This is a genomic window from Sediminicoccus sp. KRV36, assembly GCF_023243115.1.
Classification (GTDB): Bacteria; Pseudomonadota; Alphaproteobacteria; order Acetobacterales; family Acetobacteraceae; genus Roseococcus.
The window spans coordinates 2125385-2139635 of sequence record NZ_CP085081.1; the positions used below are offsets into that span (position 1 = coordinate 2125385).

Here is a 14251-nt window from a genome sequence, read left to right on the forward strand (position 1 = left end):
CCCGTCAGCCAGACGGGCGCGGCCACCGCGCTTTGCCCGTCCTCCTGCCGGATGTCATCATGTTGCCGCTCCCTGCCATGCTGCGCGCCGCTGCCGCGGCCGCGTTCCTTGCCTTCGCCATGCCGGCCCTTGCCCATGAGGGCCATGACGACGGACCCGCTTCCGTAGCCCCTGCGCGCCCTCGTCTTGCGATCCATTCAGACCTTTACGAGGTGGTCGCGGTGCGCGAGGCGCCCGACCGCCTTCGCCTCTGGATCGACCTTTTCGAGGGGAATGAGCCGGTCACGGACGCTCGGGTCGAGGTGACGATCGGTGAGGCGAGCCTGCCAGCCGAGCGCCAGGAAGACGGGACCTACCGCCTCAACTCGCCGCTGCTCGCGCGCACAGGGGCGCCGCTGGACCTGGTCTTCTCGATCACCGCGGGCGCGGCGGGCGACGACCTGCTGACCGGGCTGCTGCCGGCGCTGCCAGCCCCCGATCCGCACACCGGCCCCTTCACGGACCCCTGGCACGAGGCGGTGGAATGGGCCGCACATCGGCCCTGGCTCGTGGGTGGAGGCGGTGCCGCGCTCGGCTTGCTGTGCGGCCTGCTGCTGGCGCGGCCGCGGTGCCGCCGCCGCGCTGCAGCCGCACTCTTCCTGGTCTTGGCGGCCACACCCGCCATGGCCGGCCCCGGCCACGATCATGATGGGCCGGCTGCCGCGCCGGCGATCGGCATCGACGCGCCCAGCCGCCTGCCGGACGGCACCGTGTTCCTGCCGAAGATCAGCCAGCGCCTGCTGGAGGTCCGCACGATCACCCTGCGCGAAGCCGATGCTTCGCGCACCATCACCCTCGTTGGCCGCGTGGTGGCCGACCCCAACCGAGGCGGCCTGGCGCAGAGCATCGCCGGCGGCCGCATCCTGGCGCCGGAGCGCGGGCTGCCGCGCCTGGGCCAGGCGGTGCGCCGCGGCGAGGTGCTGGCCATCGTGGAGCCAGCCATTCCGGTGGCTGACCAGACGACCATTGCCGAACGCTCCGGCGATCTCGAACAGCAGATCGCCACCGCCGAGGCGCGCCTCGCGCGCGCGCGCAACCTCGCCGCCAGCGGCGCCGGCACCCGCGTGCAGGTGATCGACACCGAGATCGAGCTGGAAGGCCTGCGCCGCCGCCGTGCCTCGCTGGCGCAGAACCGCATCGCCCCGGAGGTCATCCGCGCCCCGGCCGATGGCGTTATCGCCTCCGCGCGCGCCGCCGCCGGCCAGGTGGTCGCGGCCCAGGATGTGCTGTTCCAGATCGTGGACCCGGCCGGCCTCTCGGTCGAAGCGCTGGTCTTCGGGGCGGATGCCGCGACGGGGCTGCGCGAGGCCACCGCCTCGGTGCGCGGCGGGCGACCCATGCGCCTGGTGCTGCAGGGCTTCGGCCGCGCGGTGCAGCAGGGCGCCACGCTGGTGCAGTTCAGTATCGAAAGCCCGCCGCCCGGCCTCTCCCTTGGTCAGCCGGTAACGGTGGTGGCCGAGATCGCCGAGCCGATCCGCGGCCTCATCCTGCCGCGCGCCGCGGTGGTACGCGCGGCCAATGGCGAGCAGGTGGTCTGGCGCCATGTCGAGCCCGAGACCTTCGCCGCCGCCCCGGTCCGCGTCGAGCCGCTGGATGCCGCCCGGGTGCTGGTCGCCGCCGGGCTGCGGGCCGGCGAGCGCGTGGTGGTGCAGGGCGCTGGCCTCGTGAACCAGGTGCGCTGATGTTTCAGATCCTCGTCACGGGCAGCTTGCGCAACCGGCTGCTGGTCCTCATCGCCTCACTGGTTCTGGTGGGCTACGGCGCCTTCGTGCTGCCCCAGGTGCCGGTGGATGTCTTTCCCGACCTGAACCGCCCCACCGTCACCCTGCTGACCGAAGCGGAGGGCCTCGCACCCGAGGAGGTGGAGCGCTTGGTCACCTTCCCGATCGAGACGGCGATGAACGGCATGCCGGGCGTGGCGCGCGTGCGCTCCGTCTCGGCGGTGTCGCTCTCCATCGTCTATGTCGAGTTCGCGTGGTCGGCGGAGCTGTATCGCGCGCGGCAACTTGTCTCGGAACGCCTGGGCGTCGTCCGCGCCTCGCTGCCGCCGGCGGTCTCGCCGGTGATGGGCCCCGTCTCCTCCATCATGGGCGAGATCATGCTGGTGGCGGTGCGGGCCGAGGGTGTCACGGCCATGGCGGCGCGGGAGGCGGTGGACTTCACCATTCGGCCCCGCCTGCTGAGCATCCCCGGCGTGTCGCAGGTCATCCCGATCGGCGGCGAGGTGCGGCAATACCGCGTGACGCCCGATCCGGCGGCGATGCTGGCCCTGGGCGTCACCTCCGAGCAGATCGAGGCCGCGGTGGGGCGCTTCGGGACCAACACTGGCGGTGGCTTCGTGGACCAGCGCGGGCGGGAATACCTCATCCGCAATCTCGGCCTGACGCAGCGCCTTGAGGATCTGGCAGAGACACCCGTGGCGCAGCGCCCTGGCTACCCCACGCCCGTGCTGCTGCGCCAGGTGGCGACGGTGGAGTTTGCGGCCCGGCCGCGCCGGGGCGACGCCGGCTATCGCGGCGGGCCGGCGGTGGTCTTCTCGGTCCAGAAGCAGCCGGGGGCCGACACCATCTCGGTCACGCGAGCTGTCGAGGCTGCCTTGGCCGAGCTGCGGCCCACCCTGCCGCCCGGGCTCGATGCCTCCCGCGTGCAGTTCCGTCAGGCCGATTTCATCGCCACCTCCGTCCGGAATGTCGAGACGGTCCTGCTGGAGGCCGCGGCGGTCGTGGCGATGGTGTTGATCCTGTTCCTGCTGAATATGCGGGCGACGGTCATCTCGCTGACCGCCATCCCGGTCTCGGTGCTCGCGACGGTCGTGGTCTTCCACATCTTCGGGCTGACCATCAACACCATGACGCTGGGCGGCATCGCCATCGCCATCGGCGAACTGGTGGATGACGCGGTGGTGGATGTCGAGAACATCCTGCGCCGCCTGCGCGAGAATGCCGCACTCGCCATGCCGCGCCCTGTGCTGGAGGTGGTGGCGGCGGCGAGCCAGGAGGTGCGCTCGGGCATCGTCTATGCCACGGCCATCGTGGTGCTGGTCTTCGTGCCACTCTTCGCGCTGCCGGGAATCGAGGGGCGGCTCTTCGCACCTCTCGGCGTCGCGTACATCGTGGCAATCCTGGCGAGCCTCGCCGTGTCGGTTACGCTGACGCCGGTGCTGGCCTATTGGCTGCTCGGCAACCGGCTGGCCAAGGCGCATCGCGCTGACAGCTTCGTACTGCGCGGCGCGAAGCGGCTGAATCGCGCGGCATTGATACAGGCGCTGGCGCGGCCGCGACTGGTGTATTCCGCCGTGCTGCTGCTGTTCGGCGCGGCTGCCTGGGGTGCCATGCAACTGCCTCGCGCCTTCCTGCCCGCCTTCAACGAGGGAACAGTCTTGGTCGGCGTCTCCTTCGTGCCCGGCATCTCGCTCGCGGAAAGCGCCCGCCTGGGCGCCGTGGCGGAGCGCCTGCTGACGGACCTGCCTGAATTGATGTCCGTCGGCCGCCGCACCGGCCGCGCCGAGCTGGATGAGCACGCGGAGGGGGTGCATGTGAACGAGATCGACGTGGCACTCCGCCGCTCCGACCGGGCGCGCGCGGAGGTGCTGGCCGATATCCGCGCGCGCCTCGCGCCGCTGCCGGCCAACATCAATATCGGCCAGCCCATCCAGCACCGGCTCGACCACATGCTCTCCGGCGTGCGGGCGGAGATCGCGGTCAAGCTGTTCGGCCCCGACCTCGACACGCTGGCGACGCTGGCTCAGGGCTTGCGCGCCCGAATGGCGGCGGTGCCGGGGCTGGTGGACATCCAGGTGGAGCGCCAGGTCCGCATCCCGCAGCTGCAGGTCGTGCCGGACTATGCCGAGGCGGCAATTTATGGCCTGACCCCGGCCTCGCTCACCGCGGCACTTGAGGGGCTGTCCAACGGCCGTGTCGCCAGCCAGATCGTGGATGGGGTGCGGCGCTTCGACGTGGTGGTGCGCCTGGCCGACCGCGACCGCACCACCGAAGGCCTGGGCGACCTGCTGGTGGCCACCCCGCAAGGCCATGTACCGCTCAGGCTGGTTGCGACAGTGCAGGAGGTGGACGGCCCGAACCAGGTGCTGCGCGAGGGCGGGCAGCGGCGCATCGTCGTCTCCGGCAATGGCGACGGCGCGCGCGACATGGCGGCCATTGCCGCCGATCTGCGCCAGGCCATCTCCGGCTATCCCTTGCCCACCGGCTACGCCGCCGTGCTGGAAGGCAATTTCCGCGCGCAGGAGGAGGCGGCGCGGACCATCGGGCTGCTCTCGATCGTCTCGCTGTTGATGGTCTTCGTGGTGCTGCGACAGCGCTACCAGTCCACGGCGCTCGCCCTTGTGGTGATGGGCAACATCCCACTGGCGCTGATCGGCAGTGTGGTCGCGCTGTGGATCGCCGGGCTGCCGCTCTCCGTCGCCTCGATGGTTGGTTTCATCACCCTGGCCGGCATCTCCGCGCGCAACGGCATCCTGAAGGTGTCGCATTACCTGAATCTCGCGCTGCACGAGGGCGAGCGCTGGGGCCGGCTGTTGCTGATCCGCGGCAGCGAGGAGCGGGTGGCGCCGGTGCTGATGACCGCACTCTCGGCCGGTCTCGCGCTGATCCCGCTGCTCTTCGGCGCCGGCGAGCCGGGGCGGGAGATCCTGCATCCCGTGGCGGTAACGATCTTCGGTGGGCTGGTCAGCGCCACCCTGCTGGACGCGGTGCTGACGCCGCTGCTGTTCCGCCGCTTCGGGCGCCCGGCGCTGGAACGCCTGCTCGCCGAACGCGACGCCCTGCCGGCCGGCCGGCCGGTGGAAACCTTCTGAACCCAACGAGGAGAATGACCATGAACCTGTCCCGACGCATCCTTCCCGTGATGTTGCTGCTGCCAGCCGCCGCGATGGCCCAGCAGCCCGCCCGGCGTGGCCCCAATGGCGGCCCCGTTGTCACGGCCGATGGGCACCCGATCGAGCTCGTACTCTCCGGCACCACGCTCACGCTGTTCGTGAGCGAGGAGAATGGCCGGCCGATGTCCAGCGCGCGGGCCAATGGCCGCGTCACCGTGCAGGCGGCCGGGCAGACGGCGACGGTCACGCTGGCGCCAGCTGAGCCGAACCGGCTGGTGGGCACGCTGGCCGCGCCGCTGGCGCCTGGTGCGCGTGTTGTCTTCACCGGTACGCTCAGCGACGGTCACCGCGTGACGGCGCGCTACGTCGTGGAGTAGCCCTCCAACTCAGAACGCCGCGCGCAGCCTCAGCCCCATCACGGCAACCGGTCCACGATCCGCATTGTGGCCCGGATTGGCGATGAACTGCAGGTTGGCGGCCATGTTGAACCCGGGTGCCAGCCGGGCGTCATAGTAGAGCTCGGCCACCGTCTCCGGCCGGTAGTTCAACCGCCCGTCGCCGATGATGAAGCCGAGCCCGCCCGCCTCCAGGAAGCGGCGTTGGCCCAAGGAAAGCCCGCCGATATTCCCAGCGAGGCCCACTACATCTAGCGCCCGCGCCCAGGCCGCGCCCTGCAGCGACACGCCGGCCGAGACTGCCCAATCCATCTGCGTGTACATCCATTGCTGGCTGCGCCCGTCATTCCAGGAGAGCCGTGCGAAGGCGCCGAGGCTGTTCGTGAGTTCCTGCTCCATGTTCAGCACCAGCATCTGCTTGATCCGGTAGCCGCCGCGGGGGTTTTCGTTGGTCGCCTCGATGTCGCCGGTCAGCAATGCGTCATAGGTCTGGGATCGGGTGCGGGAGAGGCCGCCAAGGAGGCGCACAGCGCCGGGGCGGCCACCCAGTTCGTAAAAGCGATCCAGCTGCGCCAGCACCTGCCAGCCTCGGCCGGGCTGCGGATCGAGCGAGAGTGAGTTGACACGCCGCGCCACCTGGAAGCCGCCCAGCCGCGCGCCCCAACTGCCATTCTCCCATTCAGCCGCGACGCCGTTGGTGAAGCCCTTCGCGTCGTTGGCGAAGTCGAACGCCGCACCAGCCACGAAGGCCCAGTTCAGGAATTGTGTGCGCGGATCATGCGCGTAGCGATTGTCATCGAAGATATCGAGCACGGAGAACTTGCCGGCGGTGATGGTGATGCGCTCGCGCGGCAAGGGCCGGTTGAAGCGCTGTTGGTCGCCATCGGGCGGAACCGTATCAGTCGAGAGGCCGATCGTCTGCCGGAGGTAGGCGCGCGGTATGAAGCCGGCGGGAACTTCGCTGCCAATGCGAAAGGCCTCGCCATTCGGGAAGCCCGCGACACCCCGCGTGCCGGAAAGACCGAAGCCGCGAATCACCTGGCCGTTCAGCACGAACTCCGCACCTTCCCAGAGGCGCCGGCCCAGGATCAGGTCGCCTGAGAAAGTGTTGCGCTGCATGGCGGCGGGCTGAAGGCTGTTCGCGCCACGATAGGGTGAACGAAAGCCAGAGTGGCCCTGTTCGACGAAGGTGGCTTGGCTATGCAGCAGCCAGCCTTGATCCTCCAGGTTTGCCTGCCGGCTCGCCAGAGTTGGGAACCAGGCTGTTTCCTGGGCATGGGGTGTTGCCGGGAGGACCAGCAGGATCAGCGCAATGGCGATAGCTGCACAGGTCTTCAGATCAAAAGCTGTGGTGGTGTCGGGTGTATTTATTGCTTTCATACAATGCGTTACACGGAGGCGCCATGTATCGCAATCCGGTCTTTACGCGGTGCGGAGGCTCCGCCATGTGGCGAGCCGGAGCGTGGTGACACCGCCCATGATGAATTGTCTGGGCATCAGGCTGAGAACTGGTCATGGCGGATCGCTGTGGCGGCCGATGGCCGTGCGCCGCTGCCGGCCGATATGGAGGCCGCGAATGCGGAGTTCCTGAAACGGCTTACGCCACACCGACGAAGCGCGGCCAGTAGACCAGGCAAACCAGCGCAACTATTGGCTGTACGGCTGCTGCTGGATGCGGTCAGGACGACGCTTGCCATACCCCCGAATTGTCCAGACGCTGAACGCCATGGCGAAACACAAGAATCGAGCAATCCGCCATGATCGGTTCATGCGAGGCCATGGGCTCGCCTGCGGCCTGATCGCGAATGCCTGGGTCTGTGATGGCGATGCTTGCGTGCCCCCCAGGACACGTGCGGCGCGCTGCACCGGCGTCAGTGGCTGAGATGGACGGCGCCAGCACCCCGGTCCTGCCCGTCGCCATCATCGGTGGCGGCCTCGCCGGGCTTCAGGCCGCGCGACTGCTGCACGAGGCGGGCATTGGCTTCCGCATCTTCGAGGCGCGCGACCGGCTTGGCGGCCGCATCCTTTCAACCGATGCGGCAGGACGTCCCGCGGAGGATGGTTTCGACCTTGGTCCGTCCTGGTTCTGGCCGAGCATGCACCCGGCCATGGCGTCCGCATTGGCGCAAACTGGCCTCACCGCCTTTCCGCAACACGACGAAGGCGATGTTCTCGTCGAACGCGTGCCGAGCCGCCCGCCGCAGCGCTTCGTCGGCACCCGGCCGGAGCCGCGCTCCATGCGGGTTGCGGGCGGTACGGGCGCGCTGGTGCGCGCGCTGGCCGGCGGCTTGCCGGAGGGCTCCATTCAGCTTGCCTCGTGGGTTACACGGATCGCCCTTGATGGTGACCATGTCCGGCTGACGCTCGCTCAGGCTGCCGGCGCGGACGATAGCGTTCTTGCAGCGCAGGTGATCGCCGCCCTGCCACCGCGGCTGCTGGAGGCGAGCATCGCCTTCGAGCCAGCTATCGATCCTGCCATCCGTTTGCGCTGGCGCGATACGCCGACCTGGATGGCGCCGCACGCGAAGTTCGTCGCGATCTATGACCGCCCCTTCTGGCGCACGGCCGGCCTGTCTGGCATGGCGCAGAGCGTCGTAGGCCCGATGGGCGAGATCCATGACGCGACAACCGCTTCGGGCGCGGCGGCGCTGTTCGGCTTTTTCGGCATCGACGCAGATCGGCGCCACACTGCAGGCACGGCTCTGCTGACCCGCGCCTGCCTTGATCAGCTCGTGCGGCTGTTCGGAGACGAGGCCGGACGCCCCGCCGCGACGCTCCTGATGGACTGGACTGCCGAGATCTTCACCGCGACTGCGGATGACCGGCGCGGCGGGGCCCATCCCGTGCCGCAGCGCGGGCCCTGGGTGGGCGGCGCATGGCGGGATCGCCTGTCGCTTGCAGGGAGCGAGACCAGCGCGACCGACCCCGGCTACCTGGCGGGCGCGATTGATGCCGCCTCACGCGCCGCCGGTGAGGTGTTGCAGCGGATCGCCGTGCCTGGCGGTGCCGCGTCATGAGGGTGGCGAAGGCACGCCCCAGACGTTTTCCGCCATCTCCCGCACCGTGGTGTTCGACCACACGGCTGCAACGAGCTCGATGAAGCGCGTCCCTCATCGCTCGCTTCGGGGTGCTGCGGATCATGCTCACCGGCATCGTCATCCTTGCCGCCCATGCCGGCATGGCGCTGACAGGGACAGTGTTCGGCTCGTTCCTGGGCGCCCTGGTGCTGCCTGGTGTCGGGTGGAACTTCCTCTGCATCGGCGGCACGACGCTGCTCACGGAAATCTATACGCCGCCTGAGCGGGCGCGTGCCCAGGCGACGAACGACCTGACGATCTTCGCAGTCGGCCTCGCCTCCTCGCTCGCCGCCGGCGCGCTGCTGCAGCAGCTTGGATGGCAGACCTTGAATGCCGTGTTGCTTCCCTGGCTTGGCATCGCAGCGCTGGCTATCCTTTGGTTGGCGATGTCGCGCACAAAACAGGCGCAGCAGGCAGCGTGAGACCATCCGCCACGACGCTCCACGGTCCAATACCCAAGGTGGGCGAGGGGTGCGACAGCAGCATCGGCCCGACGTATTGGGAACGCTTGGTAACCTGGGTGTTTACCTGGGAGAGGATGCCAAGGCGGCTGTGACAGGCTTATCCGGCTCCTGGCGCGCTGTCGCGTCGGCGCCGGACGCGCACTCGGTCGCAGGCGCCGCAGCACGACCGGTGGATACGACTGCTCCGCCTGATGTCTCCGCCAACAAGGCGCGGACGGCCTCGAACTGTGAGAGAAACACTTGGCCCTTGAAGTGCCCGAAGAAATCTGACCGTTTCAGCGCGTCCATCACCGGCCCTTTCACCTCAGACAGATGGAAGCCGACGCCCGCGGCACGCAGGCGGTCTGCGATCGCCTCCAGGCTCTCGAGCGCACTGGCGTCTATCAGGTTCACTGCGGGGCACATGAGGATGACGTGCCGTAAGGCCGGGCGCGCCGCGACCTCAGCATAGATGCGGTCTTCCAGATAGCGCGCATTGGCGAAGTACAGGCTCTCATCCACACGCAGCGACAGGATGGCGGGATCGGTGACCACCGCGTGCCGGTCCACGTTGCGGAAATGCTCGGTGCCCGGCACCTGGCCGACGACCGCCATGTGCGGTGTGCTGGTGCGCCACAGAAACAGCAGCAGCGAAACTGCCACGCCGGCGACGATCCCCGCCTCCACGCCGACGAACAGAACCAGCAGGATGGTGGTGGCCATCGCCGCGAAATCCGCCTTGGAATAGGCCCAGGTGCGCCGGATCGCCTTCAAATCCACCAGCGACAGCACCGCCACGATGATGGTGGCCGCCAGCACCGCCTGCGGTAGGAAACGGAACAGCGGCGTCAGGAACAGCGTGGCCGCCAGGATGCCGATGGCGGTGATGGCGCCGGCCAAGGGTGTCTGGGCGCCCGCGTCGAAATTCACCACCGATCGCGCGAAGCCGCCCGTGACCGGATAGCCGCCCGAAAGCGCCGCGGCGATGTTGGAGGTCCCGAGGCCCACGAGCTCCTGGTTCGCTTCAATGCGTTGGCGCCGCTTTGCTGCCAGCGTCTGCGCGACCGAGACGGATTCCACGAAGCCCACAAGGCTGATCAGCAGGGCGGCCGGCAGCAATTGTACCCATAGATCGGCGTCGAATACCGGCAGCGCGAAGGGCGGCAGGCCGGCGGGGATCTCGCCCACGATCTTCACCCCCTGCCGATCCAGCCCGAAGCCGACAACCAGGAGAATGGAAGCCACGATGGCGGCGAGCGGCCCTGCCTTGGCCAGCAGGTCGGCCAGGCGGGGTTTGAGTCCAAGCCCGATCAGGCGCGGCTTCAACTGCTTGCGCACCCAGAACAGGAGGGCCACCGACGCCACGCCGATCAGCAGGGTGAAGATGTTGGTCGCGGTGATCTGGCCCAGGATGCCCTGGACGATGCGCGGCAGCGTGTCGCCCTCTGCACGGATGCCCAGGATGTGCTTCAACTGGCTTGCCGCGATCAGGATGCCCGATGCCGTGATGAATCCCGAGATTACCGGGTGGCTCAGGAAGTTCGCGAGGAAGCCCAGCCGCAGTACCGCCATGGCGACCAGGATCAGCCCCGACAGGAAGGCGAGCGTTACCGCCGCGGCGAGGTAGGCGGCGGTGCCCTGCGCCGCAATGGGCGCCAGCGCCGCCGCCGTCATCAGCGACACCACCGCCACCGGCCCCACGGCGAGCGTGCGGCTGGTGCCGAAGATGGCGTAGGCGACCAGCGGCAGGATGGAGGCGTAGAGCCCGACCACTGGTGGCAGCCCTGCCAGCATGGCGTAGGCGAGGCTCTGCGGCACCAGCATGATCGTCACGATCATCGCCGCAAAGAGGTCGTTGATCGCCTCGCCGCGCGTATAGCGCGGCGCCCATTCCAGGATAGGGAACAGGCGTTGCAGACGCGGGTTCATCTCACGTCGCCATCTGCGGCTTGGCCATCCATTCGCGCCCGCGCAGCATGGCCTGCCAGTAGATCGGCGGCAGCATGCGTTCCTTCAGCAGCCAGGCGAGGTGGCTCGGCTGGGTGCCGTCGATCAACCAGGTCGGGAAGCTTGGCAGCAGCTTGCCACCATAGCCGAATTCGGCGAGCACGATCTTGCCACGCTCGACGGTGAGGGGGCAGGAGCCGTAGCCGTCATAGATGGCGTCGGCCTCAGCGGTGGCGCCCAGATCATTTAGCAGGTTGTGCGCCACCACCGGCGCCTGCTTGCGCGCGGCCGCCGCGGTCTTGGCATTGGGCGCATTGCAGGCATCGCCCAGGCCATACACGCCGGGCAGCGTCTTGTGGCGCAGCGTCGCCTGATCGACATCCACCCAGCCTGCGGCATCGGCCAGGGGCGAGACGCGGATGAAATCCGGCGCCATCTGCGGCGGCACGGCGTGCAGCATGTCGAACTCGGTCTCAACGGTGGTCTTGGCGCCATCGGCATCGGTGCGCGTGAAAAAGGCGCGCCGCGCCGGCCCATCGACCCGCGTCAGGTTGTGCTGGAAATGCAGCTGCGCGTGATAACGCTCGATGTAGCGCATCAGGGCGGGCACATATTCCTTTACGCCGAACAGCACCGCGCCGGCATTGTAGAAGTCGATCGAGATATCCTTGAGCCGGCCGCTGCGCAGCCAATGATCGGCCGACAGATACAGCGCCTTCTGCGGCGCGCCGGCGCATTTGATCGGCATCGGCGGCTGGGTGAAGACCGCGCGGCCGGCCTTCAGGCCCTGCACGCATTCCCAAGTATAGGGCGCCAAATCGTAGCGGTAGTTGGAGGTCACGCCGTTGCGGCCAAGCGTCTCGGAAAGCCCTTCGATGCCGTCCCAGTTCAGCTTGAGCCCGGGGGCGACGACCAGCGCCGTGTACTTCACCACGCGGCAGCCATCGAGGATGACCGCACGCTTTTCCGGTTCGAAGGCCGCGACTGCCGCCTTGATCCAACGGACGCCCGGTGGGATCAGCGACGCCATGGTCTTGGCCGTCGTCGCGGGGTCGAAGATGCCGCCACCGACCATGGTCCAGCCGGGCTGGTAGTAGTGGATTTCGGCCGGGTCGATGATGGCGATGTCGAGCTCGGGCTGGCGCGACTTCAGGCTGGCGGCGAGCGACACGCCGGCAGCGCCGCCGCCGATGATCACCACCGTATGTGTCGCATCCGCCACATCGGTGGGCGTGCGGCCGCCATTGGCGATGCGTCGCGCTACGGCGCCCATGTCGTAGCCCGCCGCCCTGGTGGCGCTGAGGATCTCCGGCAGCGGCCTGCCCTGGGCTGCCTCCGAGAGGGACCAGAGCGTGGCCGAGCGCGTGCCGGTGCGGCAGTAGGCGAAGACCGGCTTGGGTAGGCTGGCGAATAGCGCGCCGAAGGCTGCGGCGTCGCTGTCCTTCACCTGGCCCGAGATCACCGGCTGATAGGCCGCTAGCAAGCCCACAGCCTTAGCTGCCGTCTCGATCTCGGCGAAGCCCGGCTGGTCGGCGCCCTCACCATCCGGCCGGTTGCAGATGATGGATTTGAAGCCTGCCGATGCGATGTCCGCGACGGCCTCGGGCGAGACCTGTTCCGAGACCGAGAGGCTCGCGTTGATTCGCTTCGGTTGCATGATCGTTCTTCCCAATTCGTTCTTGGCCGCCGCGGCGGCAGGCTCACAGCGCGTTGACGGGTACTTTCAGGAACACCTTGCCACTCGCATCCGGCGGCGGCAGGGCGCCGGCGCGCATGTTCACCTGCAGCGAAGGCAGGATCAGCCGCGGCATGCCGAGTGTTGCGTCACGCGCCTCGCGCATCGCGACGAAGGCATCCTCGGTGACGCCGTCCCTCACATGGATGTTGTGCGTGCGTTCCTCGGCGACGGTGGTCTCCCACTGGATGTCGCGGCCATTCGGTCCGTAGTCGTGGCACATGAACAGCCGTGTCTCGGGTGGCAGTTCGAGCACGCGGTGGATCGAGCGGAATAGAGTGCGCGCATCGCCACCGGGGAAGTCCGCGCGGGCCGAACCGCCATCGGGCATGAACAGCGTGTCGCCGACGAAGGCGGCATCGCCGATCACATGCGTCATGCAGGCCGGCGTGTGGCCGGGCGTGTGCAGTGCGAAGGCGGTCATGCCGCCGATCATGTAGGTGTCACCGTCCTGGAACAGGCGGTCGAACTGGCTGCCGTCGCGGCGGAACTCGGTGCCTTCGTTGAACACCTTCCCGAAGACATCCTGCACGACGGTGATCTGGTCACCGATGCCGATCTTGCCGCCGAGCTGTCCCTGGATGTAGGGCGCGGCGGAAAGATGGTCGGCGTGCACATGCGTCTCGATCAGCCATTCGAGCTTCAGGCCATGCGCCTTGATATGGGCGATGATGGCATCGGCCGAGCCATGGGTGATGCGGCCCGCCGCGTAGTCGATGTCCATGACGGAATCGACCACGGCACAGACGTTGGAGGTCGGGTCCTTCACGATGTAGCTGATCGTATTGGTCGGCGCGTCGAAGAAGGGCGTCACGTCCGGCTTCACGGACAGTTCGACGCGATGCGGAATGGCGTTCATGGCTATTCTCCTCTCGGGTTTCTGATGCGTCAGCCGCGCGAAGTGGCGGGGGTGAGTGCGGGAGGACGGCTGGCGAGCCATCGGGCGCCGGCCATGCCGAGCAGCATGGCCGCGACAAACATCAGCGCCGCGCTGCCGCCGGTGGTCAGCGCCGTGAAGGCCGGGCCGGGGCAGAAGCCGGCGAGGCCCCAGCCGATGCCGAAGATGGCCGGGCCCGCGATGATGCGCGCATCGATCTCGGTGGCGCTGGGCAGGTGGAATTTCCCGCCGAAGATCGGCTGCGCCTGCCGCAGCACCAGTTTGAAGCCGATGAAGGTGACGGCGATGGCACCCGCCATGACGAAGACAAGGCTCGGATCCCAGCCGCCGGTCGGGATGGCGGCGAGGTCGAGGAAGTTCAGTACCTTCGCCGGGTCGGACATGCCGGCGATGACAAGGCCGAAGCCAAAGACCAGGCCGGCCACGAATTGCACCAGGATGGACATGTTCAACCTCCCAGCAGGTGTCGGGTGAGGAAGACGGTCGCCATCGCGGTCGCCATGAAGGTAAGCGTGGCGACCAGCGAGCGCAGGGACAGCCGCGACAGGCCGCAAACGGCATGGCCGGAGGTGCAGCCATTGCCCCAGACCGCGCCGAAGCCGACCAGCAGCCCAGCCAGAACCAGCAGAGCGGGCCCCGCCTCGATGGTCGGCACCGGCGCCGTGCCGGTGACGAACAGGAGAAGCAGCGGCGCCATCACGATGCCGAGGATGAAGGCGAGGCGCCCGGCGGATTCACCATCGGCGTAAGGCGGCAGAAGCCGCACCGCGATGCCGCTGACACCGGCGATCCGCCCCTTGGCGGCCATGAGCATCACGGCGGAAGCGCCAATCAGCGCCCCGCCGAGAAGCGAGGCCACCGGAGTGAATTCGGTGCCGATCAT

General features: G+C 68.4%; 11 protein-coding genes. 5 read left to right on the forward strand and 6 right to left on the reverse strand.

Features of this window, described 5'->3' with window-relative positions:
* Positions 1–59 precede the first annotated feature (59 nt).
* Genes LHU95_RS09720 through LHU95_RS09730 form a run of 3 tightly spaced genes read left to right on the forward strand, consistent with a single transcriptional unit; the run spans position 60 to position 5250 of the window.
* Entirely contained in the window at positions 60–1721 is a 1662-nt protein-coding gene (locus LHU95_RS09720) for an efflux RND transporter periplasmic adaptor subunit (RefSeq protein ID WP_248711163.1), read from the forward strand.
* Entirely contained in the window at positions 1721–4852 is a 3132-nt protein-coding gene (locus LHU95_RS09725; protein WP_248711164.1) for an efflux RND transporter permease subunit, read from the forward strand. The genes LHU95_RS09720 and LHU95_RS09725 overlap by 1 nt, the downstream gene beginning before the upstream one ends.
* A 20-nt stretch (positions 4853–4872) precedes the next feature.
* Entirely contained in the window at positions 4873–5250 is a 378-nt protein-coding gene (locus LHU95_RS09730; RefSeq protein ID WP_248711165.1) for a hypothetical protein, read from the forward strand.
* A 9-nt stretch (positions 5251–5259) separates the two neighbouring features.
* Here the strand turns inward: LHU95_RS09730 and LHU95_RS09735 are convergent, their stop codons facing one another.
* A complete protein-coding gene (locus LHU95_RS09735; protein WP_248711166.1) occupies positions 5260–6387 on the reverse strand; it encodes a carbohydrate porin in 1128 nt (375 codons plus the stop codon).
* A 764-nt stretch (positions 6388–7151) separates the two neighbouring features.
* Between LHU95_RS09735 and LHU95_RS09740 the strand changes: the two genes are divergently transcribed.
* Together LHU95_RS09740 and LHU95_RS09745 are read left to right on the forward strand one after the other, a co-directional pair.
* Positions 7152–8285 (forward strand): FAD-dependent oxidoreductase, encoded by a 1134-nt coding sequence (locus tag LHU95_RS09740; protein WP_248711167.1) that lies wholly within the window; start codon positions 7152–7154, stop codon positions 8283–8285.
* 122 nt (positions 8286–8407) lie between these two features.
* Positions 8408–8767 (forward strand): hypothetical protein, encoded by a 360-nt coding sequence (locus LHU95_RS09745; protein ID WP_248711168.1) that lies wholly within the window; start codon positions 8408–8410, stop codon positions 8765–8767.
* Positions 8768–8869: 102 nt separating this feature from the next.
* Here the strand turns inward: LHU95_RS09745 and sulP are convergent, their stop codons facing one another.
* Genes sulP through LHU95_RS09770 form a run of 5 tightly spaced genes read right to left on the reverse strand, consistent with a single transcriptional unit; the run spans position 8870 to position 14251 of the window.
* Positions 8870–10717: a sulfate permease gene (gene sulP, locus LHU95_RS09750; RefSeq protein WP_248711169.1), complete on the reverse strand. Its 1848-nt coding sequence runs from the start codon at positions 10715–10717 to the stop codon at positions 8870–8872.
* 1 nt (position 10718) lies between these two features.
* The gene (locus LHU95_RS09755; RefSeq protein ID WP_248711170.1) at positions 10719–12392 is read right to left on the reverse strand and encodes a bifunctional protein tyrosine phosphatase family protein/NAD(P)/FAD-dependent oxidoreductase; all 1674 of its coding nucleotides are present in this window, start codon (positions 12390–12392) and stop codon (positions 10719–10721) included.
* A gap of 43 nt (positions 12393–12435) precedes the next feature.
* Positions 12436–13329, reverse strand: a complete 894-nt coding sequence (locus LHU95_RS09760; RefSeq protein WP_248711171.1) for an MBL fold metallo-hydrolase — start codon at positions 13327–13329, stop codon at positions 12436–12438.
* Between the two features lie 29 nt (positions 13330–13358).
* Entirely contained in the window at positions 13359–13814 is a 456-nt protein-coding gene (locus LHU95_RS09765; protein WP_248711172.1) for a DUF6691 family protein, read from the reverse strand.
* A 2-nt stretch (positions 13815–13816) separates the two neighbouring features.
* Complete coding sequence (locus tag LHU95_RS09770) at positions 13817–14251, reverse strand: YeeE/YedE thiosulfate transporter family protein (protein WP_248711173.1); 435 nt, start codon at positions 14249–14251, stop codon at positions 13817–13819.